The organism is Telluria sp. ZB4P36 (assembly GCF_059685865.1).
In genome coordinates this window covers 75,682-96,447 of record NZ_JCASIE010000001.1, presented here as the reverse complement: position 1 = coordinate 96,447, position 20,766 = coordinate 75,682, and the positions used below count along the sequence as shown (strand labels likewise).

The 20,766-nt window shown below is 66.9% G+C and carries 26 protein-coding genes; 15 read left to right on the top strand and 11 right to left on the bottom strand.

The window, feature by feature from the left end:
• The first annotated feature begins 5 nt into the window (after positions 1-5).
• From AC56LK_RS00440 to AC56LK_RS00395, 10 genes are all read left to right on the top strand, one after another.
• Positions 6-359, top strand: a complete 354-nt coding sequence (locus tag AC56LK_RS00440) for a DUF2818 family protein (protein ID WP_497182618.1) — start codon at positions 6-8, stop codon at positions 357-359.
• A 45-nt stretch (positions 360-404) separates the two neighbouring features.
• Positions 405-959: an NUDIX domain-containing protein gene (locus AC56LK_RS00435; RefSeq protein ID WP_497182617.1), complete on the top strand. Its 555-nt coding sequence runs from the start codon at positions 405-407 to the stop codon at positions 957-959.
• Between the two features lie 3 nt (positions 960-962).
• The gene (locus tag AC56LK_RS00430; RefSeq protein WP_497182616.1) at positions 963-1,658 is read left to right on the top strand and encodes a hypothetical protein; all 696 of its coding nucleotides are present in this window, start codon (positions 963-965) and stop codon (positions 1,656-1,658) included.
• A complete protein-coding gene (ispD, locus tag AC56LK_RS00425; RefSeq protein ID WP_497182615.1) occupies positions 1,658-2,398 on the top strand; it encodes a 2-C-methyl-D-erythritol 4-phosphate cytidylyltransferase in 741 nt (246 codons plus the stop codon). The genes AC56LK_RS00430 and ispD overlap by 1 nt, the downstream gene beginning before the upstream one ends.
• A 2-nt stretch (positions 2,399-2,400) precedes the next feature.
• Positions 2,401-2,919 (top strand): 2-C-methyl-D-erythritol 2,4-cyclodiphosphate synthase, encoded by a 519-nt coding sequence (gene ispF, locus AC56LK_RS00420; protein WP_497182614.1) that lies wholly within the window; start codon positions 2,401-2,403, stop codon positions 2,917-2,919.
• A 79-nt stretch (positions 2,920-2,998) separates the two neighbouring features.
• On the top strand, positions 2,999-4,267 hold the full coding sequence (locus tag AC56LK_RS00415; RefSeq protein WP_497182613.1) for an MFS transporter: 1,269 nt from the start codon (positions 2,999-3,001) through the stop codon (positions 4,265-4,267).
• 4 nt (positions 4,268-4,271) lie between these two features.
• On the top strand, positions 4,272-4,580 hold the full coding sequence (locus tag AC56LK_RS00410; protein ID WP_497182612.1) for a hypothetical protein: 309 nt from the start codon (positions 4,272-4,274) through the stop codon (positions 4,578-4,580).
• 50 nt (positions 4,581-4,630) lie between these two features.
• A complete protein-coding gene (locus AC56LK_RS00405; protein WP_497182611.1) occupies positions 4,631-5,185 on the top strand; it encodes an NADPH-dependent FMN reductase in 555 nt (184 codons plus the stop codon).
• The gene (locus AC56LK_RS00400) at positions 5,175-5,636 is read left to right on the top strand and encodes a VOC family protein (RefSeq protein ID WP_497182610.1); all 462 of its coding nucleotides are present in this window, start codon (positions 5,175-5,177) and stop codon (positions 5,634-5,636) included. The genes AC56LK_RS00405 and AC56LK_RS00400 overlap by 11 nt, the downstream gene beginning before the upstream one ends.
• A 97-nt stretch (positions 5,637-5,733) precedes the next feature.
• A complete protein-coding gene (locus AC56LK_RS00395; protein ID WP_497182609.1) occupies positions 5,734-6,303 on the top strand; it encodes a phasin family protein in 570 nt (189 codons plus the stop codon).
• A 16-nt stretch (positions 6,304-6,319) separates the two neighbouring features.
• Here the strand turns inward: AC56LK_RS00395 and AC56LK_RS00390 are convergent, their stop codons facing one another.
• The 6 genes from AC56LK_RS00390 to ribA form a co-directional block, all read right to left on the bottom strand.
• Positions 6,320-7,552: an acyltransferase family protein gene (locus tag AC56LK_RS00390; protein WP_497182608.1), complete on the bottom strand. Its 1,233-nt coding sequence runs from the start codon at positions 7,550-7,552 to the stop codon at positions 6,320-6,322.
• 104 nt (positions 7,553-7,656) lie between these two features.
• Entirely contained in the window at positions 7,657-8,370 is a 714-nt protein-coding gene (locus AC56LK_RS00385; RefSeq protein WP_497182607.1) for a LytR/AlgR family response regulator transcription factor, read from the bottom strand.
• Complete coding sequence (locus tag AC56LK_RS00380; RefSeq protein ID WP_497182606.1) at positions 8,358-9,452, bottom strand: sensor histidine kinase; 1,095 nt, start codon at positions 9,450-9,452, stop codon at positions 8,358-8,360. The genes AC56LK_RS00385 and AC56LK_RS00380 overlap by 13 nt, the downstream gene beginning before the upstream one ends.
• 42 nt (positions 9,453-9,494) lie before the next feature.
• Complete coding sequence (locus AC56LK_RS00375; protein WP_497182605.1) at positions 9,495-10,445, bottom strand: FHA domain-containing protein; 951 nt, start codon at positions 10,443-10,445, stop codon at positions 9,495-9,497.
• Positions 10,442-11,890: a S1 family peptidase gene (locus AC56LK_RS00370; RefSeq protein WP_497182604.1), complete on the bottom strand. Its 1,449-nt coding sequence runs from the start codon at positions 11,888-11,890 to the stop codon at positions 10,442-10,444. Before AC56LK_RS00370 ends, AC56LK_RS00375 begins: the two co-directional genes overlap by 4 nt.
• 68 nt (positions 11,891-11,958) lie before the next feature.
• Positions 11,959-12,621 (bottom strand): GTP cyclohydrolase II, encoded by a 663-nt coding sequence (gene ribA, locus AC56LK_RS00365; RefSeq protein WP_497182603.1) that lies wholly within the window; start codon positions 12,619-12,621, stop codon positions 11,959-11,961.
• A 182-nt stretch (positions 12,622-12,803) separates the two neighbouring features.
• Here ribA and AC56LK_RS00360 point away from each other — a divergent pair, with 182 nt between their 5' ends.
• On the top strand, positions 12,804-14,675 hold the full coding sequence (locus AC56LK_RS00360; RefSeq protein ID WP_497182602.1) for an ABC transporter ATP-binding protein/permease: 1,872 nt from the start codon (positions 12,804-12,806) through the stop codon (positions 14,673-14,675).
• A gap of 3 nt (positions 14,676-14,678) precedes the next feature.
• Here the strand turns inward: AC56LK_RS00360 and AC56LK_RS00355 are convergent, their stop codons facing one another.
• From AC56LK_RS00355 to AC56LK_RS00345, 3 genes are all read right to left on the bottom strand, one after another.
• A complete protein-coding gene (locus AC56LK_RS00355; protein WP_497182601.1) occupies positions 14,679-16,019 on the bottom strand; it encodes a hypothetical protein in 1,341 nt (446 codons plus the stop codon).
• A gap of 66 nt (positions 16,020-16,085) precedes the next feature.
• Positions 16,086-16,307 (bottom strand): energy transducer TonB, encoded by a 222-nt coding sequence (locus AC56LK_RS00350; RefSeq protein WP_497182600.1) that lies wholly within the window; start codon positions 16,305-16,307, stop codon positions 16,086-16,088.
• Between the two features lie 64 nt (positions 16,308-16,371).
• Complete coding sequence (locus AC56LK_RS00345) at positions 16,372-16,902, bottom strand: hypothetical protein (RefSeq protein WP_497182599.1); 531 nt, start codon at positions 16,900-16,902, stop codon at positions 16,372-16,374.
• 170 nt (positions 16,903-17,072) lie between these two features.
• Here AC56LK_RS00345 and AC56LK_RS00340 point away from each other — a divergent pair, with 170 nt between their 5' ends.
• Both AC56LK_RS00340 and AC56LK_RS00335 read left to right on the top strand, forming a co-directional pair.
• The gene (locus tag AC56LK_RS00340) at positions 17,073-17,576 is read left to right on the top strand and encodes a GAF domain-containing protein (RefSeq protein ID WP_497182598.1); all 504 of its coding nucleotides are present in this window, start codon (positions 17,073-17,075) and stop codon (positions 17,574-17,576) included.
• Positions 17,563-17,991, top strand: coding sequence for an ANTAR domain-containing protein (locus AC56LK_RS00335; protein WP_497182597.1), 429 nt, complete (start codon positions 17,563-17,565; stop codon positions 17,989-17,991). Before AC56LK_RS00340 ends, AC56LK_RS00335 begins: the two co-directional genes overlap by 14 nt.
• Before the next feature lie 12 nt (positions 17,992-18,003).
• Here AC56LK_RS00335 and AC56LK_RS00330 read toward each other — a convergent pair whose 3' ends face one another.
• Entirely contained in the window at positions 18,004-18,216 is a 213-nt protein-coding gene (locus AC56LK_RS00330; RefSeq protein WP_497182596.1) for a DUF3820 family protein, read from the bottom strand.
• Between the two features lie 74 nt (positions 18,217-18,290).
• Between AC56LK_RS00330 and AC56LK_RS00325 the strand changes: the two genes are divergently transcribed.
• Together AC56LK_RS00325 and AC56LK_RS00320 are read left to right on the top strand one after the other, a co-directional pair.
• Positions 18,291-18,710: a DUF1810 domain-containing protein gene (locus tag AC56LK_RS00325; RefSeq protein WP_497182595.1), complete on the top strand. Its 420-nt coding sequence runs from the start codon at positions 18,291-18,293 to the stop codon at positions 18,708-18,710.
• Between the two features lie 126 nt (positions 18,711-18,836).
• Positions 18,837-20,435, top strand: a complete 1,599-nt coding sequence (locus AC56LK_RS00320; RefSeq protein WP_497182594.1) for a PKD domain-containing protein — start codon at positions 18,837-18,839, stop codon at positions 20,433-20,435.
• Here AC56LK_RS00320 and AC56LK_RS00315 read toward each other — a convergent pair.
• Entirely contained in the window at positions 20,432-20,725 is a 294-nt protein-coding gene (locus AC56LK_RS00315) for a hypothetical protein (protein ID WP_497182593.1), read from the bottom strand. The two genes, AC56LK_RS00320 and AC56LK_RS00315, sit on opposite strands and share 4 nt — an antisense overlap.
• Positions 20,726-20,766: the final 41 nt, after the last annotated feature.

Sequence of the window (20,766 nt, the reverse complement as noted above, 5' to 3'; positions counted from 1 at the left end):
CGCCGGTGGATTCTTCCCTGGCGGTCTGGCTGGTGGTCGCGATTTCGATCGCGGCCGCCAACCTGCCTTTCCTCACCGAGCGCGTGTTCGGTTTCATTCCCCTGAAACCGAAGACCGCCGGTGACGGCATTCCCCCCTCCGCCTCTACTGGCCGTCTGCGCACAAAGTCCCTCCCGCTGCGCCTGCTCGAATTAATTGTTTTATACTTCGTCGTCGGCTTCCTGGCTCGCATGCTGGAATCCCGGATCGGCGGCGTGTTCGCGCAGAACTGGGAGTTCTATGCGATCACCGGCTGCCTGTTCCTGGTGCTGGCGTTCCCCGGTTTCGTCCTGCGTTACCTGCGCAAACGCCGCGCCTGATTTCCTTCGTCCCTGCCAGGCCTGGCAGACCACACTGGAGACTGCATGTCGGATTTGCGCGAGACCCGCATCGACGGGGGCGTCGTCTATGACGGCCCCTTCCTCAAAGTAGAACGCGACCGCATCAAGCTGCCGGACGGCTCGATCACCCACCGCGAATTCATCCGCCACCCCGGCGCCGTCGTGATCCTGCCGCTGCTGCCCGATGGCCGCATTTTGCTGGAACGCCAGTTCCGCTACCCCAATTCGCAAGTCTTCATCGAATTCCCCGCCGGGAAGATCGACCCGGGCGAAGACCACCTGGACTGCGCCAAGCGCGAGCTCGAAGAAGAAACCGGCTATACGGCCGCGAAGTGGCGTTTCGTCTGCACCATCCACAATGCGATCGCGTATTCGGACGAGCACCTGGAGCTGTTCCTGGCCGAAGAGATGACCGCCGGCGAGCAGAAGCTCGACGACGGCGAATTCCTCGAGACCTTCAGCGTCACGCTGCCCGAGCTGCTCGAGATGGTGAAGCGCGGCGAGATCACCGACGTGAAGACCATCATCGGCACGTTCTGGCTCGAGAAGATCCTGTCGGGCGCCTGGAACCCCGTCTGAGGCATGAAATCCTGGCTGGCGCTCGTTCTGTGGTTCTGGGCGCTGGCTGCCACGGCGGCGCCGCGCACCGACTTCCAGGCGCGCTGCGAGGACACGATCGGCGAGACCCTGTCGGTGCTGACCGGCACCCGGAACGGCTTTCGCATCGATAACACCGTCGGTTTTCGCTCGCTCACCGTGATGAAGGGTAGGGCGCGCCCGGGCCAGGTCGTGCTGGGCCTGACCCGCACCGAATCGGTCGTCAGCATCAACGTCGGCGGGCGCCTGCTGAGCGACCCGGCCAGCGGCTACGAATGCATTGCGCCCCACATCGAGATCAGGCTCCACTATCCCCCGATCGTGGTCTACGTCAGCCGCGAATTCCGGCCCGGCTCCTGCGCTTACGAAGAAGTGCTGGCCCACGAGATGCGCCACCTGAACGCCTACCTCGACTACCTTCCCAAGGCCGAGGCGCGGGTGCGCCTCGCGCTCGCCCGGCGTTTCGAGGACAAGCCGCTGTATGCGCGCGCCGGCCAGGCACAAGGCCTGCTCCAGCGCGAAATCGACCGCGGCTGGATGCCTTATATTAAAAGCGAAATGGCGAAGGTCGAGGGCTTGCAGGCCGCCATCGATTCGCCGCAGGAATATGCCCGCCTCGGCAAGGTTTGCGGAGGTGCGGTACAGTCCTTGCTTGGACCTTTACAGCGACGCAAGCAATAATGACAAACCCAGCAGTACCGACACCCTCAGCCTGTTCGCAACGCTATTTCGCGTTGCTTCCCGCGGCCGGGGTCGGCGCCCGCATGGCAGCCGGCAGCCCCAAGCAGTACCTGCCCGTCGCCGGCAAGCCGATGCTGCGCCATGCCATCGATGCCTTCCGCACGAGTCCCCTGATCGCCCACACCTATGTGGTCGTCAGTCCCGATGATCCTTTCATCGACGCGCTCGTGCCGCCGGAGGGCGTCACGGTGCTGCGCTGCGGCGGCGCCACCCGCATGGAATCGATCCGCAACGGCTTGCGCACCCTGCACGGCAGCGTGGCGGCCGAGGACTGGATCCTCGTCCACGATGCCGCCCGCCCCGGCCTGGATGCGGAACTGATCGAGCGCCTGATCGTCGAAACGGGTGAGCACCCGGCCGGCGGCCTGCTGGCGCTGCCGGTGGTCGACACCGTCAAGCGCAGCGTGGCGGGCGAGGTGGCCACCGTGTCGAGGGATGGCCTGTGGCTGGCCCAGACGCCGCAGATGTTCCGCTACCGGCTGCTGTGCCGTGCGCTCGACGCCGTCACCGATCCTGCCGCGATCACCGATGACGCCAGCGCGGTTGAAGCCTTGGGACTGGCCCCCAAGTTGGTGGAAGGGCATCCCCGCAACCTCAAAGTCACGCTGCCGGCCGACATCCGGATCGCCGAGATCTACCTGGCAGCCTTCCGAACCGAACCGAAACAAACATCTGAATGACTATGGCACAAGCATCCTGGAACCCCACCCCGCCGTTCCGCATCGGGACCGGCTATGACTGCCACGCACTGGTCGAAGGGCGCAAGCTCATCGTCGGCGGCGTGACCATCCCGCACCGCCTCGGCCTGCTCGGCCACTCCGACGCCGACGTCCTGCTGCACGCGATCATCGATTCGCTGCTGGGCGCCGCCGCCCTGGGCGACATCGGCAAGCATTTCCCCGACACCGACCCGATGTTCGCGGGCGCCGATTCGCGCACCCTGTTGCGCGAAGTGGCGCACCGCGTGGTCGCCACCGGCTACACCATCGGCAATATCGACGCGACCATCATCGCCCAGCAGCCCAAGATGGCGCCGCACATCCCGCAGATGGTCTCGCGCATCGCCGAAGACCTGGGCGTGTCGCCGCAGCAGGTCAACATCAAGGCCAAGACCAACGAGAAGCTCGGCTTCCTCGGACGCGAAGAGGGCATGGCCGCGGAATCGGTCGCGATGCTGATCCGTGCCGCAGAAGCGGGCTGAGTTGACTCACTGATATGTGCGTGTATATGCACTATAATTCCCCGAATGGGCAATCGGCCCATCCCGGAAGGAGCCGCACATGACGCAGTCAAACGAGCACAACACGATGTCGCCGCGCGCGGCCTGGATGCTGATCCTGGCCGCGAGCACGATCCTGATGATCACGATGGGCGCGCGCCTGACCACGGGCCTGTTCCTGTCGCCGATCAATACCTCCACCGGCCTCGGCATCGCCAGCATCAGCTTCGCGATGGCGGTCGCCCAGCTCATGTGGGGCGCCTCGCAGCCGGTCTTCGGCGCCATTGCCGACAAGTACGGTCCGGCCAGGGTGATCGTCATCGGCGGCATCATGCTCGCCGCAGGCACTGCCGCCACCCCCTTCGTCGATTCCGAATGGGGCCTGATCCTGACCATGGGGCTGCTGTCCGCCGCCGGTGCGGGGGCGGGCAGCTTCTCGATCCTGATCGGCGCCACCGCCCAGCGCCTGCCCGCCGAGCGGCGCGCCTTCGCTTCCGGCTTCATCAATGCCGGCGGCTCCTTCGGCCAGTTCGTGTTCGCCCCGCTGATGCAGGCGATCATCGCCGGCGCCGGCTGGGTGGCGGCGATGCTCACCATGGCGGCCACGACCCTGCTCACCATTCCGCTGGCGCTCGGCATGCGCAAGAAGCCGGCCCAGCCCACTGCCGTGCCCGCGGCAGCCGTTGCAGCCGCACCTGTGCCGCCAGGCATCACGCTCACCGAACAACTGCGCCAGGCCATGCGCGACCGCAGCTACCTGTGCCTGCACCTGGGCTTCTTCACCTGCGGTTTCCACATCGCCTTCCTGGTCACCCACCTGCCGCAGGAAGTCGCCCTGTGCGGCCTGCCGGCCGGCGTTTCGGCCACCGCGCTGGCCCTGATCGGCCTGTTCAACATTGCCGGCAGCCTGGCCGCCGGCGCGCTCGCCAGCCGTTACCGCATGAAGTCGCTGCTGGCGATCATCTATGCCAGCCGCGCCGTGCTGATCGTGGTCTACCTGCTGGCGCCCAAGACCGCGCTGACCTTCTATTTGTTCGCCGGCGCGCTCGGCTTCACCTGGCTGGCCACGGTGCCGCCGACCGCCGGCCTGGTCGGCAAGCTGTTCGGCATGCGCTACCTGGCCACCTTGTTCGGCATGACCCTCCTGTCGCACCAGATCGGCGGCTTCTTCGGGGCCTGGCTGGGCGGCCTGTCCTTCGTGCGCTTCGGTGATTATTCGTGGATGTGGTACGCGGACATCCTGCTGGCCCTGGCGGCCGCACTGGTCAACCTGCCAATCCGCGAAGCGAAGATCGTGCGTCCGGCCGCGCTGGCCGCCGCGAAAGGCTGAACGGATGGCGCGCGAAGCCTGGGCCTATCGCGAGGTGGCGGTCGAATCGTTTTCCGATCCGAGGACCGGGCGGGTCGGCATCCGTCCCGTTTCGGGCCAGGCCTATGCGACGTCGCTGCGGGTGCAGTGTTCGCGCGCGCTCAGCGATCCCGAGCGTTATCCGGTCGGCACCCGTTTCCTGATCTCGGCCAAGCTGACCGACCGGCTGGGCGGCGCGCCTTTCCTGTATGCCTGGCATGGCGATCCGGTGGTCGTGATCAGCAAGGCGACGCTCAAGCGTTTCATCGAAGAACGTAGACGCCTCCGTATTTAAGTAAAAATGGTTACCATCAAGATTTCGAGACCGAACCCGAAAGGAGCACCATGGCCACACAGAACATTGCCGTCATCGTCGGCAGCCTGCGCAAGGACTCGTTCACCCGCAAGGTGGCGCAATCGATGATCGAACTGGCGCCTGCCAGCCTGAAGCTGGAGATCGTCGAGATCCGTGACCTGCCCCTGTACAACCAGGACGACGAGACCGACCATCCGCCCGCCGCCTTCACGGCTTTCCGCGAGCGCATCCGCCAGGCCGACGGCATCCTGTTCTGTACGCCGGAATACAACCGCTCGGTGCCGGGTGCCCTCAAGAACGCGGTCGACGTCGGCTCTCGGCCCTACGGCAAGGCGGCCTGGACCGGGAAGCCCTGCGCCATCGTCAGCGTCTCGCCCGGCGCGCTCGGCGGTTTCGGCGCCAACCACCACCTGCGCCAGATGCTGCCCTTCCTCGACATGCCCTGCATGCCGGCGCCGGAAGCCTATGTCGGCATGGTGGCGGGCAAGTACGAGGGCGAGCGCCTGGTCGACGATGCCAGCCGCGCCTTCTTCCAGACCTTCATCGATACCTTCGCCGCCTGGGTCGAGCGCCATGCCAAATAGCAATCCTATCGCTGTACGCGGGCTCGACCACATCGTCCTGCGCGTCACAGACCTCGACGCCATGATCGCCTTCTATGGCGAGGTGCTGGGCTGCCACGTCGAGCGCCGCCTCGACGATATCGGACTGATCCAGTTGCGCGCCGGCCAGGCCATGATCGACCTGGTGCCGGTGAACGGCAAATTGGGGCGCGAAGGCGGGGCCGCGCCCGGCACCGGCGGACGCAACCTCGACCACCTGTGCCTGCGCGTCGAGCCTTTCGACGAAGCCGCGATCCGGCGCCACCTGGACGCACATGGCGTGCCCGCGGGGCCGGTCGAGTCGCGCTACGGCGCGGAAGGCGAGGGGCCGTCGATCTACCTGCTCGACCCGGAGCGCAATACGGTCGAGCTCAAGGGAGCGCCGTACGGGCCGGACTTGCGCACGTTTGATCCACATCAATCGTCTGCCTGACTGCAGCTTTAGCCTTCTAGTTTCGCGCCGGGGCCCATCTGCCGGGCCGTGGCGTGTCCGCTGTGATTCCCATCCAAACAGACAACGAGGGCTAAGCATGGTTTTCTTTCCACAATCCGTGACCCCGGCGGTGCGTTCCCATATGGACGCGCAGACCGCCTTCCTGAACGACATGTCCAAATCGATGTTCCACTCCTTCCAGCAGCTGTGCGACCTGAATATCCAGCTGGTCCAGACCCTGGTCGAGGAAAGCACGCTGGTCGGCCAGCAAGTGCTGAGCGCCGACCGCCAGTCCAGCATGCTCAGCGCGGCCTCGGCGCGGGCCCAGCCCACTACCGAGAAACTGCGCTCCTACCAGCATCAGGCCGCGCGCCTGGCGGCCGAGGCCCAGGTGGAACTGGCGCGCGTGACCGAGCAGCACGTGCAGAACACCACCCGCACAGCGCGCGCCCTGGTCGACGAAGTGGCCCGCACGGGTGCCGAGGAAGCCGAGCGCAGCATCCGCAGCCAGCAGGAAGCGATCCGCAATGTCGAGGATCCCTTCACGCGTCCGAACGGTGAGGAGCACCCATCGCCGGGCGCTACTGTTGATGCGCAGCGCGCGCAGCCCGGTGCAGGAAAGGAAGGGCAACAACCGGGGCGCCCGGCCGGCGCGCCGACGCATTGAGCCTGAAGCTTTATGGCTAGCCCTGTGCCCGCATGCCGCTGCGGGCCCGGGGTGCAGCCACCGGCGCCGGCAGTGCCCCTTGCGGGCGCTGCGGCGCCAGCCCGAACAGCGGCCGCAACAGGGGTACGCGCCGCACCAGCGCATACGTGCCGAAGCTGAGCGTCACGGTCAGCACCACCAGCAGCACCGCCTCGACGCCGGCTGCGATGCGCAGCGGCTTCATCGTGTGCGCCAGCACGACGATCAGGGTCTGGTGCAAAATGTAGACCGGAAATACCGCCTCGTTCAGGTAGCGCCGCGCGGGGCCGTCGCGGTCCAGGTGGCGCGCCGCGAACCCGCAGGCCGCCACGATCGCGCTCCAGGCCAGCAGCGCATACACCGCATACATGATCGGGCGCAGCACGGCCACCACCTGCGGCCTGATCACCTCATACGTCACCGCGTCCCACAGCACCAGCAGGGTCCAGCCGGCGGCGGCGATGCCGAGCGCCTGCCAGCGCAGCGTACCCGGCCTGGTCCAGAATCCCGGCACCCGCGCCACCAGCGCGCCCAGCAGGAAGGGCAGGAAGGACATCGCGTGGTTGTACCAGTCGCCCACGACGCTGTGATTGGTCGGGAAGTGCTCGACCAGGGTGATCCGCGCAATCGCCAGCAGGGCGGCGGGCAGGGCGAGCAGCTTCCAGCCATGCAGCAGGCTGCCGAGGCGCGCGGCGATCCGGTCGAAACGCGGTCCCAGGGCTGCGGCGATGGCGCCCAGCAGCATCGTGTAGATCCACAGGTAGGCGACGAACCACAGGTGGTTCCAGGTCGGCAGGATCAGGCAGTCCTCGCGGCAGAAGCCCGGGTAGGCCTGCAGGTAGAGGCCCATGAAGGCGCCGTAGCCGCCGGCATAGCCGAGCTTCTCGACCACCTCGAAATAGGGCTGGGGCGGCACGATCACCAGCATGCCAAACACCAGCGGCAGCAGCAGGCGCGCGCTGCGTCGGCGCAGGAAGGATGCGGTTCCCGCCTTGCGCAGCATGAGGCTGGCGGCCGCGCCGGCCACGAAGAACAGCAACCCGAGGCGCCACGGCGACGACATCATCATGAAGGGCTCCGGACCGGTGCCGGCGAAAGGACTCTTCACATGCCAGTCCCAGGTGACGTAGTACATGCCGGTGTGGTAGAGGATCAGCAGGAAAAAGGCCAGGATGCGCACCCAGTCGAGGAAGTACAGGCGCGCGGCGGGAAGATGGTGGTCACGGGTCATGGCTTGCTCACGTTGGAAAGGTGAGGCCAGCATGCCGCGCGGGCGCGGCGAAGACGAGCGCTGTGGGGCGAAGCGGGTGCGCGGCGGGGTGGAACGGACGGCGCTCAGGGCGCCTGCAGTGCCGCCATGAGCGCCGCGCGGTACTGACGGCTGCAGGGCACGCGCGCACCGCTGCGCAGCAGCAGTTCGCAGTCGCCCTTGTCGAGCGGGACGATGCGCTCGACCGCGCCCGGACGCACCGCGGCGCGCCGGTGGCAGCGCACGAAACCGCCGCCCAGCTGCGCCAGCAGGCCGGACAAGGTCTGGCGCAGCAGCGGCGCCCCCTGTGCCGTGTGGAGCACCACGTAGTTGTCGGCGGTCTCCAGCCATTCGATGTCGGCCACCTGCACCACGCGGGTGGCGCCGCGTTCCGTGACCAGCAGCTGGCGCGGGGCCAGGCCGGATGCCGCATGCGCGCCTGGTGCCGCATGACGGGCACGCAGGCGCCCCAGCGCGCGCTGCAGGCGCGCCTGGTCGAAGGGCTTGAGCAGGTAGTCGATGGCGTTCGCATCGAAGGCCTGCAGCGCGTAGCCGTCGTAGGCCGTGACGAATACGACGAGCGGCGCCGGCGCCGGCAGCGAGGCCGCCAGGTCGATGCCCGACAGCTCCGGCATCTCGACGTCGAGCAGCAGGGCGTCCGGCCGGAACTCCGGCAGGCAGCGCAGCGCCTCGACGCCGTCGGCGGCTTCATGGATGGCCTCGATGCCCGCTTCCAGCGCCAGCATGCGGCGCAGCCGCTCGCGCGCGGGGCGTTCGTCGTCGACGATCAGGATGCGCACGGCAGCCTCAGTTCGGTGCGCACGCCGGCCGGCACGAGCTGGGTCAGGGCCAGGCTGGCGCCGGCGCCGTGCAGGGCCGCCAGGCGCGCGCGCAGATTGGCCAGGCCCAGGCCCGGGCCGGGCGCCTGCGCTGCCTGGCCGAGCAGGCCGCGGTCGTCCTCGATGCGCAGCACGAAGTCCGCGCCCTCGCGCGCCGCGCTGACCGTGATGCGGGTGGGATCGCGGCGGCGCTCGACCGTGTGCTTGAACACGTTCTCGAGCAGCGGCTGTACGCTCATGGCGGGCAGCGCGACCGACAGCACGGCGTCCTCGATGCGCCAGTCGACCTGGGCGCGGCCGTCGAAACGGCCCTCCATCACGCCGGCATAGGCGCGCGCCAGGCACAGCTCTTCGCCGAGGGTGGCCTGCGGCCGCTCGCCCAGCGCCAGCGCGGCGCGCAGCAGGTCGGCCAGCTGCACCAGGGTGGCGTCGGCGCGCGCCACGTCGGTGTGCATCAGCGAGGAGATGGTATTGAGCGCGTTGAACAGGAAGTGCGGCTGCATCTGGCGCGCCAGCGACTGCAGCTGGGCCTCGCGCAACAAGGCGTTCGCCTGTTCGGCCCTGACCCGGGCGGCCAGCAGCTCGCGGTAGGACAGCAGGCCGAAGCCGATGGCGGTGAACAGGCCGGCGAACACCGTCATCTTGAGCGACTCGTAGACGAACAGCTGGGGCCAGGGCTCGTGCTCGTAGGCGGCGCCGGCCAGGCCATACACGGCGTGGCGGATGCCGAATACCAGCGGCACGAAGCCCAGCCAGTACAGCGGCAGGAAGCGCGCCTGCAGTACGAACCAGCGCCAGGGCGTGGCGATGAGGGCGTCGTAGCGGGCGCCGAGCCGGCGCTGCAGGAACAGCAGGAAGCTGGCGACCAGCGCCGACGAGGTCTCCCACAGCACCGGCTGCCAGTATGCGCTGCCGCCGTCGCGCCGGTAGTCCTCGAGCGCGACCAGCACCATCAAGGTCCAGAACAGGAGCCAGGCGATGGCGAAGGCGGTCTTGCTGCGGGTCGGGTTCATGGGCTGGTTGGGCTTGGGATGCCCGATCATCCTGCATTCGCCGGTGCTTGTCAAAGCGCCATGGATGGGCGCCTAGTCCGTTTGCTTGCGCCGTTCGGCGTCCAGCTCCGCGCGCATGGCCTCGACCCCGGCCATGTAGTCGGCCACCGTCGCATCCGGGCTGGCGCGCAGTTCCGGCGGCAGCAGCACCGCCATGTACAACTCGTCGGCGACGCGGCCGTGGCGCTGCTGGTTCACGATCAGCACCAGGCAGGAAGCCAGCACGGCGGCCGCGGCGCAGACCGCGCGCAGGCGCCGCCGCAGCGGCGGCTTGATGGTCGCCAGGTGGAAGTAGATGATCCCCGCGACCGTCGCCACCGCGACGTGCGAGCCGTAGCGCGTCAGCCATTCGAGCGAGTAGGCATAGGCGATGACGGCAGCCAGCAGGCGGAATCCCACCAGGGCCGCCATGCCGCAGCCGAAGATGAACAGATGCCGTCCCAGCCGGGTATAGCGCCCGAACAGGCGGTTCAGGAAGGCCCACAGGCTGCTCCACAGCAGGGCCGCGCCGATGCCGGCCGCCGGGGCCAGCACGTAGTTCAGCAGCTCGAAGGGCTGGGCATCGAACAGCCAGGTAAGCAGCAAGGCCACCAGCCCCGCCAGCAGCACGCCCACCAGGCCGGGCAGCAGGCCCTCCCAGCCGTGCATGGTGCGGTCGCGCAGCTCGGCCGGCACCGGGAAGTCGGCCGGCCGCACGCGCAGCGAGGTGTGGCCCATGCGCACCACCGTGTCGCCGCCCAGGGTCAGCTGCTGCACCCGCTTGCGGCCGTGGTTCAGGCCATTGCGCGTGCCGAGGTCGCGCATCGAGAGCGCGCCGTCCGGGCCTTCCTCGATGACGGCATGGTGGGCGGCGGCGTATTCGTCGTCGAGGATGAAGTCGTTGTCGTAGGCCCGGCCGACGCGGATCGGCAGGCTGGCGGCGCGGTGCCGGTGCAGGACTTCGCCGTTGCGGGCCAGGATCTCGACCGTCCACGGGCCCCTCATGGCGTGCTCCCGATCGCAGGCGCGCGCCTGAGGTTGCGGCCGAAGGAGCCGAGGAAGGCGCGCGTGACGCGCATGCCGTTGTCGTAGGAGACGCCGGACACGTCCAGGCGGCTCTGCAGGCTCGATTCGGCGGCATTCGTGCTGGCCGTCAGCAGCGTGAAGTTGTACAGGCCCTCGAACTTGCGGTAGGCGCGCACGCAGGTCACCGCGCGCAGCGGCAGGGTGCGGGTGTGCACGAAGCGTTCGCTGCACACCGGCTTGGTCAGGCGCTGGTCCCATGCGCTGCCTAGTTGATCGGTACGGAACAGCCGGCTGGCCAGGGCCGCGAAGGGCAGGCGGGCCAGGTTGTCGGAACGGATGTACTGGTGGGTCATCGCCACGTGGCCGGTCTGCTGCGACGAGGACACGTAGATCGCCGACTCCATCGCGCAGCTCATCGCATCGAGGGTGTACGCGGTCTCGGCCTTCACGTTCGAGCGCCCCCAGCAGCGCAGCTGGCCGGATTCGCGCACCGGCACCAGGTAGGGCCCCATGCTCTTGATCGCCAGCGGCTCGTCGAGCAGGCGGTCGACCATGGCGCGCTGGTGCTCCAGCAGCTGGGCCGCGATCAGGGGGTTGAAATCCTTCGGCGGCGCCGGCTGGCTGTCCACCTTGCGCAGCAGCTCCTGCACATACTTCACCGGCACCAGGAAGCTGACCGATTCGCCGTCGCGCCGCTTGGACACGTTGACGCCGGCCACGGTGCCGTTGCCGGTGACGCTGGGACCGCCGCTCATGCCGGAATTGATCGGGCCGCCGAACATGAGCTGCTCGTAGAAGCTGCGGGTGACGATGCCGTTATAGGCGCCTTCCGAGATCGCAAAGCCGAGATCGAGAGGATTGCCGAGCGAGTACAGGCGCTGGCCCTGGGTCAGGCGCACCGGGCGTTCGGGCACCTTGAAGAAGCCGCTTCCTTCGCGGTTGACGCGCACCACGGCCAGGTCGTGCAGGACGTCGACCGCCAGCAGTTCGACCGGACCGCTGTTGCCGTCGGTGTCGACGTATTCGGCGGTGTAGACGTCGGGGTCGAGGGCCATCTGCGACACCACGTGGTAGTTGGTGACGACCAGATTGCCGGTGCCGACGAAGAAGCCGGAGCCGACGGTGGACTGGGTGCGCCCGTTCTTGAGCAGCATGCGGATCTGCAGCAGGTCGCCCCTGGCCGAGGAGTACAGGTCCTGGGCGGCCGAGGAAGGCGGCGGCAGGGCGTCCTGGGCATCGACCTCGCCCGGCGCGGGCGCCGGCGGGATGGTGCCGGGCGGCGCCGACTCGGGCAGGTGCGGAGGCGGCGCGGGAATGGCCGCGGTGGCGCCGGCGCGCGGCGGCCGGGCGGCTTGGGGCGGCGGTGCGGTGGCCGCGCCCGCCGCGAGGCAGAACAGCAGGAAGGCGGCGACAGTCCGTTTCATGCAATCCGATCATGGCAAGAAGGAAGCACTATCTTGCCACCGGACGGCCTGTCCGCGCGCGCGTTAGGTCATGGCGCTTCCGGGGCGGCAGCCGCCTCGGGCTGGCCCATCATGTGCCCCAGCTTGGCCTGCTTGGTGTTCAGGTAGCTGTCGTTGAAGGCGTTGCGGTTGACCAGCAGCGGCACGCGCTCGGTCACCTGGATACCCAGGCGGGTCAGGGCGTCGATCTTGCGCGGGTTGTTGGTCATCAGGCGCAGGCTGCGCACCCCGAACTGCGCCAGCATCGGCTTGCACAGCTCGTAGTTGCGGGCGTCGGCATGGAAGCCCAGCTGCAGGTTGGCCTCGACCGTGTCGGCGCCGGCTTCCTGCAGGCGGTAGGCGCGGATCTTGTTGACCAGGCCGATGCCGCGCCCTTCCTGGCGCAGGTAGAGCAGCACGCCGCGCCCTTCCTCGGCGATGCGCTGCAGCGCGCCCTCGAGCTGGGCGCCGCAATCGCAGCGCTGCGAGAACAGCACGTCGCCGGTCAGGCATTCGGAATGCACGCGCGCCAGCACCGGCTCGCCGTCGCCGATATCGCCCAGCACCATCGCCAGGTGCTCCTTGCCGGCCTGGCTACCGCCCGGCCCATGCTCGACGAAGGCGTGCAGCGTGAACTGCGCCCATGGGGTCGGCAGGGCGCACGAGGTGACGTAATCGAGCAGCTGGTCGGGGGCGGCGGATGGGGTGGGCATGGCGTTTTGTCTGGTCTGGAGCGTATTGCAGTAACCGCGTAGTTTACCGGAAATCCGACACTGCCGTGCGGCGGCCCCGGCCTGGAAGCGCCGCTATGTCCGTTTCCGCACTGAACAGCTTCATTCCCGGTCGTATGCTGGAGGCGTTATTCAGGCAACCACGCAGGCAACCACGAACCATCATGAACACGCCGCCCCCCGCCAGTACCGACGCCGCGCCCGACCGGGACGCGGCGGCGCCGGAGAAAGCACGCCGGGCACCCCCCTTGTCGCTAGCCGCATGGAAACAGTTCGTCGGCGTCGCCAAACCCTATTGGCTGGGCGACGAAAAACGCAGGGCCTGGAGCCTGCTGCTGCTCCTGATCGTGCTGATGCTGGTCGAGACCAAGCTGGCGGTCATGCTCAACGAGCAGGCCGGCGAGATGACCTCGGCGCTGGCCGGCAAGGACGGCGATCGCTTCTGGACCTCGGTGCGGGCCTGCCTGTTCGTCCTGGCCTTCGCGGTGCCGACCTACGCCTTCTACTACTACATGCGCGACGTCTTCGCCAACCAGTGGCGGCGCTGGCTGACCGGGCGCTTCCTGGACGGCTACCTGAAGGGGCGCAAGTACTACGAGCTGGGGGCGGGCAGAGATGCGGGCAGCGAGATCGACAACCCCGACCAGCGCATCAGCGAAGACGTCAACACCTTTACGGGCAGGTCGATCCACTTCCTGCTGATCTTCCTGGGCTCGCTCATGCAGCTGGTGGCCTTCAGCACCGTGCTGTGGTCGATCTCCCACCTGCTGGTGGGCGTGCTGGCCGTGTATGCGCTGGCGGGCACCGTGATCGCCCTCTGGGTCTTCGGTACGCCCCTGATCCACCTGAATTTCTGGCAGTTGCGGCGCGAGGCCGATTTCCGCTTCAGCCTGATGCGCCTGCGCGAAAACGCCGAATCGATCGCCTTCTACCGCGGCGAAGCACAGGAGCGCGCCCACATCGACAGCAAGTTTAGCCAGGTGATCGACAATTTCGCGAGGCTGATCAGGAAGCAGCGTTCCCTCAACCTGTTCCAGCGCAGCTTCAGCCAGCTGACCCTGGTGCTGCCGGGTGTGATCCTGGCCGACGGCGTCCTGTCGGGCCAGCTGGAAGTGGGGCGGGCGATCCAGGCGGCCGGGGCCTTCACTGCCGTGCTCGGCGCCGTGGGCGTGATCGTCGACAACTTCGAAAGCCTGAGCCGTTTCGTGGCGGGCATCGGCCGCCTGCAGGCCTTGTCCGCCCTCGTCCTGCCCGGCGCGGCGCCGGCGGCGCTCCCCGACAGGCAGGAAGCACGCATCCAGCGGCGTGCGGGCACACAGCTGGCGCTGGAATCCCTGACCTTATATCCGCCGCAATCCGACCGCGTGCTCATCAAGGAGCTGAGCCTGGTCTTGAATCCGGGCGACGCCCTGCTCATTACCGGCGAGAGCGGTTGCGGCAAGAGCTCGCTGCTGCGTGCGATTGCCGGCCTGTGGCAGCGCGGCGGCGGCGTGATCCAGCATCCGCCGCTGGAGGACTGCTTCTTCCTGCCCCAGCAACCCTATCTGCAGCCGGGTACCCTGCGCAGCCAGCTCATCTATCCAAGCGCGCATGCAAGCCTGGATGACGCGCGCCTGCTGGAGATACTGGAGCAGGTCCACCTGCCGCGCCTGGCCGAACGCGTGGGGGGCCTGGACGCCGTGCACGACTGGGAAAAGCTGCTGTCGGTCGGCGAGCAGCAGCGCCTGGCCTTCGGCCGCGTGCTGGTGCACCGGCCGAAGATCGTCATCCTCGATGAAGCGACCAGCGCGCTCGACGGCGGCAATGAAGCCTCCTTGTACGGACGCCTGCGCGAGAGCGGCACCACCCTGGTCAGCATCGCGCACCGCGCGGCGGTGCTGCGCCACCACACCCATGTGCTGCGCCTGCTGGGCGAGGGCGCCTGGGAGCTGCATGAAGCGGCCGGTTTCCAGTTCGAGGGAGCGGCAACGAGCTTGCGCGGCAGCGCCGCCGCGCCGCTGCCGCAGCAGGTGCGCAAGGTGGCGGCGGCGGGTTAGCCCTCAGTGGACGTCGGCCTCGAGCGTCATGCCGGTGATGTGCGATCCTTTTCTTCTGACGGTCAGCTCCAGGCGGTCGCACCCGGTTTGCCATGTCGGGGGAAAGTCCTGAGTAAGGCTCAATGTATTCCGGAGGGATGTCGCGGTCAGCCGCTTGCCGATGTACTTCGGCCCCATTTCCGCCCGGCTGACGATGGTTTTGCCGCCCGCCGTGATGAAGTAGTCGATGCGCAAATCCTGAGCCTGGCGCCGGAACAGGCTTGCCCCGCTCTCTGGAGTGACTTCGACCAGCACATCCTCGCCCATTCCTCGTTCCACGATGCGGTCGAGACGCTGGACTTGATCGACGATGAACGCGCACGTCGCGTCGTAGTGCGCTTTGCGTGCCTCCGGCGGCGTGGCGGCGGCGCCCATCGCCCTCGCAGGGCTTGCGCTGAGCAGGGTGACCGTCGCATCCGAATGGATGAATGCGGGCTTCCATGGCGGGTTGACGACGCGGATCTGGTTCACGCCGAGTGCCGAAAAATCCGCGACCGAAAAAGTCCAGCCGAGCGATGTGTCACCGTGTTTCTTTTCCCGGCCCTGGCCCAGGGTCGTGATCCGCTGCTGCACGCCGATGCTGGAAAAGAACTTGCGTTCCGCTTCCACCTGGGGCGCGATCTCTTGCCGGAGTGCTTCCATGAGTTTGGCCCGTTGCAACTCGCGCTGCTCGGGCGGCATCGCTTCCAGCATCGCTTCCTGTTCGTCATCGAAGCGGAAGCTCACGCTGCTCAAGCCGCCGTGATAGCCGACCACCGCAAAGTTGCTGACGATCTTGCGCGGCGCTGCGGGGAACACATAATTGGCGCATGACGAAAAACAGATCTCCATCACCTTGACGGTCAGTCCCTTGGCATGCACCCAATGGCCGAGTTCCATGCCGGCCCCCGTCGGTCCGCCCTTGCTGCGGATCGACAGGATGGCGGGCTTGTCCTGCGCGTTGTCGAACAGGGAAAAAGCCTGCCGGTTGGCTTCTTCGGAGAGTCCGCCGACGTAATGCAGTTCACCGCCGTCGATGAAGACCTGGGCTGGCGGAGATGCAGCGGCAGCTTGCACAGGCACCGCCAGGGCAAGCAAGAGTGCCGCGGCATGAGGAGAACGAAGTTTTTGTTTCATTGGTTCATCGAGGAGCAGCAGAAAAACGATGTACGCGACACCCATGGCCAGCATGTAGCGCAGCGCCATCGTGTCCACCCCGGCGCCGAGCATTGCCGCCGATGCCCCGAAGCCCGCCAGCCCGGTCAGCGACACCAGGATGAACATCTGCACCCGTGGAAAGCTGTCGCGCAGCAGGCGGGCGCGCATGCGATGGACAGCGGTGGCACGCGTGAGCGGGCGGGAACGGTCAGCCGGGTTCCGCATCGTTTGGCCTTACTCCGCCTTCCAGACGTACTGGAAGTGGGTCCATGCGTCGACCGGCTTGCCGTCCTTCACCGCCGGATTGAAACTACATTTCATGAAAGCGACCAGGGCGGCCTCGTCCTGGCTACGCTCAGGCTCGTCGAGCAGGTCGATATCACGGGGCAGTGTCGCAAAGACGACCGACACGGAACTTATCCGGTCCATGAGGTGTTTGGCTGTATCGAGATCCATTGAAGCTTTCAGCTTGGCGTAAGGAAGAAATACGCGTGCACTCGATTAACAAACTGCACGGGGGTCACCGATATAAATCCGACAGCTGCTTTCCAGTTCGCCGTACCGGATGGTCGCTTGTTGGACTGAAAACAAACAGCTTTGGTACATGATCGAAAGTCCGGTAGTCCTCGCAAATTGAAATGTCATCGTCGAAGACAAGGGTATCGTTACGCCAGACCGTGGCTTTTGCGAAGGTCAGTGCACCACATGCCCCATTCAAGTTCCAGTTCCCGGGTTGGGCACTAATCTTGATCCGATAGTGATGCTCGCCGAACTTGCATGAGCGTACGACACTCAAGACCTTTGCAATCGACACTCCATCTGGATTGTTCTTTTTCAGGTCACCCGTATCCCATAAGTCGAATTTGTCGTTCGGAAGGTCATAGGGAGAGAATAGCCCGATCAGAAGAAGATTCTCAGCCTTATTGCAGCCGACTCCTACAATTAACTGATCATCCGACTTTGGTGCGTATCGATCGTATTGACTGACCTCTTCGGCAGTACAAATGTTCTGCAAAAGTGCGAGAAGCAACATGAGAAAAAAGCGGCGCATTCCGTCTCCTTGTGCTCCTGTACAGGTAGGCACAAGCATGATGCCTGATCACCTCACGCAAAAATCCACACATTTCCACCGTGTCATGATCGGACAGGGTACGAGCTGGATCACGGCAGCCGGGCTACAATCGTGCTCCCGCCAATCGCCACGCACACACGTCGCCCTCCATGATCAAGCCCCCTCTGCCCGCCAACGAGAATGAGCGCCTCGCGCTGCTCCATGCGCTGCTGCTGCTCGACACGCCGCCCGAGCGCCGGCTCGACCGGATCGTCGACTTCGCCTCCGCCGAGTTCGCCGTCCCCATTTGCCTGATCAGCCTGGTCGACTCCGACCGCCAGTGGTTCAAGGCCCGTGTCGGCCTGGACGCCTGCGAGACCCCGCGCGACGTTTCCTTCTGCGGGCATGCGCTGGCCAGCGACGCGATCCTGATGGTGCCGGACGCTTCCCTCGATCCGCGTTTCCACGACAATCCGCTGGTGACCGGTCCGCCACACATCCGCTTCTATGCCGGCGCGCCGCTGCTGTGCCGGGACGGGCTGGCGATCGGCACCCTGTGCCTGATCGACACCCGTCCGCGTACGCTCGATCCGGTCGAACAGGCCATCCTGGAGAGCCTGCGCGACCTGGCGGTGCTCGAGCTCAGCACGAAGCGGCCCGATGACGATGACTGATGCTGATTTCAAGCTCCTGCTGGTCGAGCCCGTGAACCTGCTGCGGCGGACCGTGGCCCTGACGGCGCGCAGCCTCGGCACGGCGGACGTGACGGAGGCCGCCACCTACCCGACGGCACAGCAGTTCTGCGCGTTGCGCCGCTTCGACGGGGCGGTGATCGCGGTCGAGTCGCTCGTCTCCCTCGAGTCCAGCGCGGGACTGGCCCTGATCCAGCAGATCCGCCTGGGGCAGGGGGGCAGCGCGCCGTCGATGCCGATCGCGGTGCTGGTCGAGTCCTGCAACGCCGAATTGCTGCAGGTGCTGCGGGCCTGCGGCATCAGCCGCATCCTGATCAAGCCTTTCCGGGTGCGCGACGTGGTCGATACGATCGACGGGATGCGTGAACTCGCGCGCGGCGCGGCTGGCCCATCCTGACGCAGCGCCGGTTCACCCTGTTTGCAGCGGATCCAGCAGGCTGCGCAGATCGTTATGGTCGAGTTCGTACATCAGGGCCAGCAGCTGGCCCAGTTCGCCATGGGGAAAACCTTTGCGGGCGAACCAGCCGAGGTAATGACCAGGCAAGTCGGCGATCTTGCGGCCTTTATATTTCCCGTACGGCATGTCGCGTACGAGCAGCAGGGAGAGGTGGTGGGTGTCCATTGGTACGTCCTATGGAACGCACTTTAGCAAACAATCTCAAAGTCGTAGGATCGATGCGATCAGGAGGACCCGACATGGACAGTGATTTCGACCTCGAGCGTTTCGTCCGGGCGCAGGAACCGGTGTACGCCACGGTGCTCGCCGAACTGCGCGCGGGCCACAAGCGCAGCCACTGGATGTGGTTCATCTTTCCCCAGATCGCCGGGCTCGGCCACAGCGAGATGGCGCAGCGCTACGCGATCGCTTCCAGCGACGAAGCGGCGGCCTATCTGGCCCACCCGGTACTCGGGGCGCGCCTGCGCGAATGCGCCAGCATCGTGGCGGCGCTCGACAGCGATGCGGCCGGCGAGGTCTTTGGCCACCCCGACGAGCTCAAGTTCCGTTCGTCGATGACCCTGTTCGCCGACGTCGCACCCGACGAGGCGGTGTTCCAGTCCTGCATCGACAAGTATTTCGGTGGCGAGCCCGACGAGGCCACGCTGGCGCGGCTTTGAATCCAGGCATCGCCGGCCGGAAAGCTCTCGGCGCGCACGTTTGCGCCAGTTCGTCCTGCACGCCCTGCGTGCGCCCTACAGTGGTCCTGTTCATGCGGGCGCATGGGCATACTAGCGGAGGCAAACATGCGAACTTTTTCGATCGGGCGGATTTCCGCGGCAACAGCCCTGCTGGCTTTGGCGACGGCGGTGGCCGCCGGGACCAGCGCCACGCCGGAGGCAGCTGAGCAGCACCAGGCCGGCAGCCATGCCGGCAAGGACGTCTACGGCATCGTCAACCTCGGAGGCGGGGATTTCGGCTTCATCGCCGACATCAATGCGCGCGGCCAGGCCGCGTTCGAATACTTCGGCATCGACGGCCTGCTGCACGTCGGCTTCTTCGACGGTACGCGCCTGACCGAGCTGTCGCCGCCGGACAGCGGCGCCGACCTTCTCGGCGACCTGAACGACAAAGGCGAAGTCGCCTTCGCGGCTAGCCTGGTCGAACCCGCGGGAAGCACCCCGTTCCGGCCCTTCCGCTGGTCGGCCTCGCGCGGCCTGGTGCCGCTGGCGAGCCTGAGCAGCGATGGCCCGACCTTCATCTCCGCCATCAACAACCGCTCGGAAATCGTCGGAAGGTCCGCCCTCTCGAATGAGAACGGCGCCAGCCGGGCCGTGCGCTGGACGGCGACCAACCGCCTGATTCCGCTGGCTTCTCCCGCGGGTATCGGGCAGAGCTTCGCCAGCGACATCAACGACAACAACGTCACGGTCGGCTTCGGAGACCTGGCGAGCGGGGTAGGGAATGTGCTGGTCTGGGATGCCGCCGGCCGTCCGACCAAGCTGGGCTCCTTCGGCAGCAGCTACGCCTTCGCTTCGTACACCAACAACCGCGGTGATATTGCCGGGATGCTCGACACACTGGGCCCGGCCATCAGCGCCTTCTTGTGGAGTCCGGGAAAAGGCGTGGCACGCATCGGCACGCGCACCATCGCACATGGGCTCAACGAGATCGGCCAGGTGGTCGGCCGCAACTACGGCGTCAGCGGCGACCTGCCCCGTGCCTTCCTGTTCTCCCGGGCGAGCGGCCTGATCGACCTGCACCCGCGCGGGCTGTTCGCGTCCGAGGCCAACGACGTCAACGACGGCGGCGTGGTCGTCGGCCTGGGGCAGCGTACCCCGGGCCTGAACATCGCCTATCGCTGGACGCGCAGCGGCGGCCCCGTGGACCTGAATACGCGCGTGCTCAACCCGCCGTCCGGCCTGGTGCTGACCTCGGCGCTCGCCGTCTCGAACAATGGCGACATCCTTGCCAATTCCAACGCCGGGGTGGTGCTCCTGCGCGCGAACGGCGGGACCGATGCGCCGGTGCTGGGACCCATCCGGCACGCCCAGCCGCGCCTGAACCAGCCGCTCGAGCTGACGCTGTCCTTCCGCGACCGTAACCCGGGCGACACCCATAGCGCGACGGTCGACTGGGGTGACGGCGGCGGTCCGCAAGCGGTGGGACTGCGCGAATACCGCGGCAAGGGCGAGGTGCGCGCCAGCCACACATATGTGTCCGAAGGCGACTTCAACATCGTCGTGCGCGTGCGCGACTCGACCGGCAAGGCCACCCAGCTGTTCGAGCGCATCACGATCCGCGAACTCGGTACCCCGACCGCGACCGGCGAGCCGGCGGGCCCAGCAAAAGCCCGCGCGCCGGCGGCCAGCCTGCGCCCCGAGACGGCCGGCATGCTCCGCTAGGGAAGCCCCTCTTTGGTGAGCTGAGCCGACTTGGCCAGGATCGCCTCCAGCTGCGCCATGTCGACCGGCTTGACCAACTGGGGCTGTTCGGTGTCTTTCAGGAAGCCGCGGCCGTCGACCTCGCGCAATTCGGTCCAGTCGGCGTTCATCCGGTACACGACCTGGCCGGCCGTCGTCAGTGCCCGGAAGCTGCTCTCGCTGTCGCGCAGGGCCCCCTCGGAGCGGATCTGCTCGGTGACGTCCTTGGTCGTGTGGGCAATGCAGGCCAGGGCGCCGTCCGGGCCGAACACGGGCCACTATGGGCGCTCCAGAATCTTTCCTCGAAGCTGAT

Bases quoted from the DNA above. Each gene is read 5' to 3' on its own strand.
- AC56LK_RS00435 (WP_497182617.1), top strand. From the start codon at position 405: ATGTCGGATTTGCGCGAGACCCGCATCGACGGGGGCGTCGTCTATGAC.
- AC56LK_RS00360 (WP_497182602.1), top strand. From the start codon at position 12,804: ATGAACACGCCGCCCCCCGCCAGTACCGACGCCGCGCCCGACCGGGAC.
- ribA (WP_497182603.1), bottom strand. From the start codon at position 12,621: ATGCCCACCCCATCCGCCGCCCCCGACCAGCTGCTCGATTACGTCACC.
- AC56LK_RS00415 (WP_497182613.1), top strand. From the start codon at position 2,999: ATGACGCAGTCAAACGAGCACAACACGATGTCGCCGCGCGCGGCCTGG.
- AC56LK_RS00345 (WP_497182599.1), bottom strand. From the start codon at position 16,902: ATGCGCCGCTTTTTTCTCATGTTGCTTCTCGCACTTTTGCAGAACATT.
- AC56LK_RS00390 (WP_497182608.1), bottom strand. From the start codon at position 7,552: ATGACCCGTGACCACCATCTTCCCGCCGCGCGCCTGTACTTCCTCGAC.
- AC56LK_RS00370 (WP_497182604.1), bottom strand. From the start codon at position 11,890: ATGAAACGGACTGTCGCCGCCTTCCTGCTGTTCTGCCTCGCGGCGGGC.
- AC56LK_RS00405 (WP_497182611.1), top strand. From the start codon at position 4,631: ATGGCCACACAGAACATTGCCGTCATCGTCGGCAGCCTGCGCAAGGAC.
- AC56LK_RS00350 (WP_497182600.1), bottom strand. From the start codon at position 16,307: ATGGATCTCGATACAGCCAAACACCTCATGGACCGGATAAGTTCCGTG.
- AC56LK_RS00430 (WP_497182616.1), top strand. From the start codon at position 963: ATGAAATCCTGGCTGGCGCTCGTTCTGTGGTTCTGGGCGCTGGCTGCC.
- ispF (WP_497182614.1), top strand. From the start codon at position 2,401: ATGGCACAAGCATCCTGGAACCCCACCCCGCCGTTCCGCATCGGGACC.
- ispD (WP_497182615.1), top strand. From the start codon at position 1,658: ATGACAAACCCAGCAGTACCGACACCCTCAGCCTGTTCGCAACGCTAT.
- AC56LK_RS00320 (WP_497182594.1), top strand. From the start codon at position 18,837: ATGCGAACTTTTTCGATCGGGCGGATTTCCGCGGCAACAGCCCTGCTG.
- AC56LK_RS00355 (WP_497182601.1), bottom strand. From the start codon at position 16,019: ATGCGCGCCCGCCTGCTGCGCGACAGCTTTCCACGGGTGCAGATGTTC.
- AC56LK_RS00410 (WP_497182612.1), top strand. From the start codon at position 4,272: ATGGCGCGCGAAGCCTGGGCCTATCGCGAGGTGGCGGTCGAATCGTTT.
- AC56LK_RS00400 (WP_497182610.1), top strand. From the start codon at position 5,175: ATGCCAAATAGCAATCCTATCGCTGTACGCGGGCTCGACCACATCGTC.
- AC56LK_RS00375 (WP_497182605.1), bottom strand. From the start codon at position 10,445: ATGAGGGGCCCGTGGACGGTCGAGATCCTGGCCCGCAACGGCGAAGTC.
- AC56LK_RS00335 (WP_497182597.1), top strand. From the start codon at position 17,563: ATGACGATGACTGATGCTGATTTCAAGCTCCTGCTGGTCGAGCCCGTG.
- AC56LK_RS00340 (WP_497182598.1), top strand. From the start codon at position 17,073: ATGATCAAGCCCCCTCTGCCCGCCAACGAGAATGAGCGCCTCGCGCTG.
- AC56LK_RS00330 (WP_497182596.1), bottom strand. From the start codon at position 18,216: ATGGACACCCACCACCTCTCCCTGCTGCTCGTACGCGACATGCCGTAC.
- AC56LK_RS00395 (WP_497182609.1), top strand. From the start codon at position 5,734: ATGGTTTTCTTTCCACAATCCGTGACCCCGGCGGTGCGTTCCCATATG.
- AC56LK_RS00325 (WP_497182595.1), top strand. From the start codon at position 18,291: ATGGACAGTGATTTCGACCTCGAGCGTTTCGTCCGGGCGCAGGAACCG.
- AC56LK_RS00380 (WP_497182606.1), bottom strand. From the start codon at position 9,452: ATGATCGGGCATCCCAAGCCCAACCAGCCCATGAACCCGACCCGCAGC.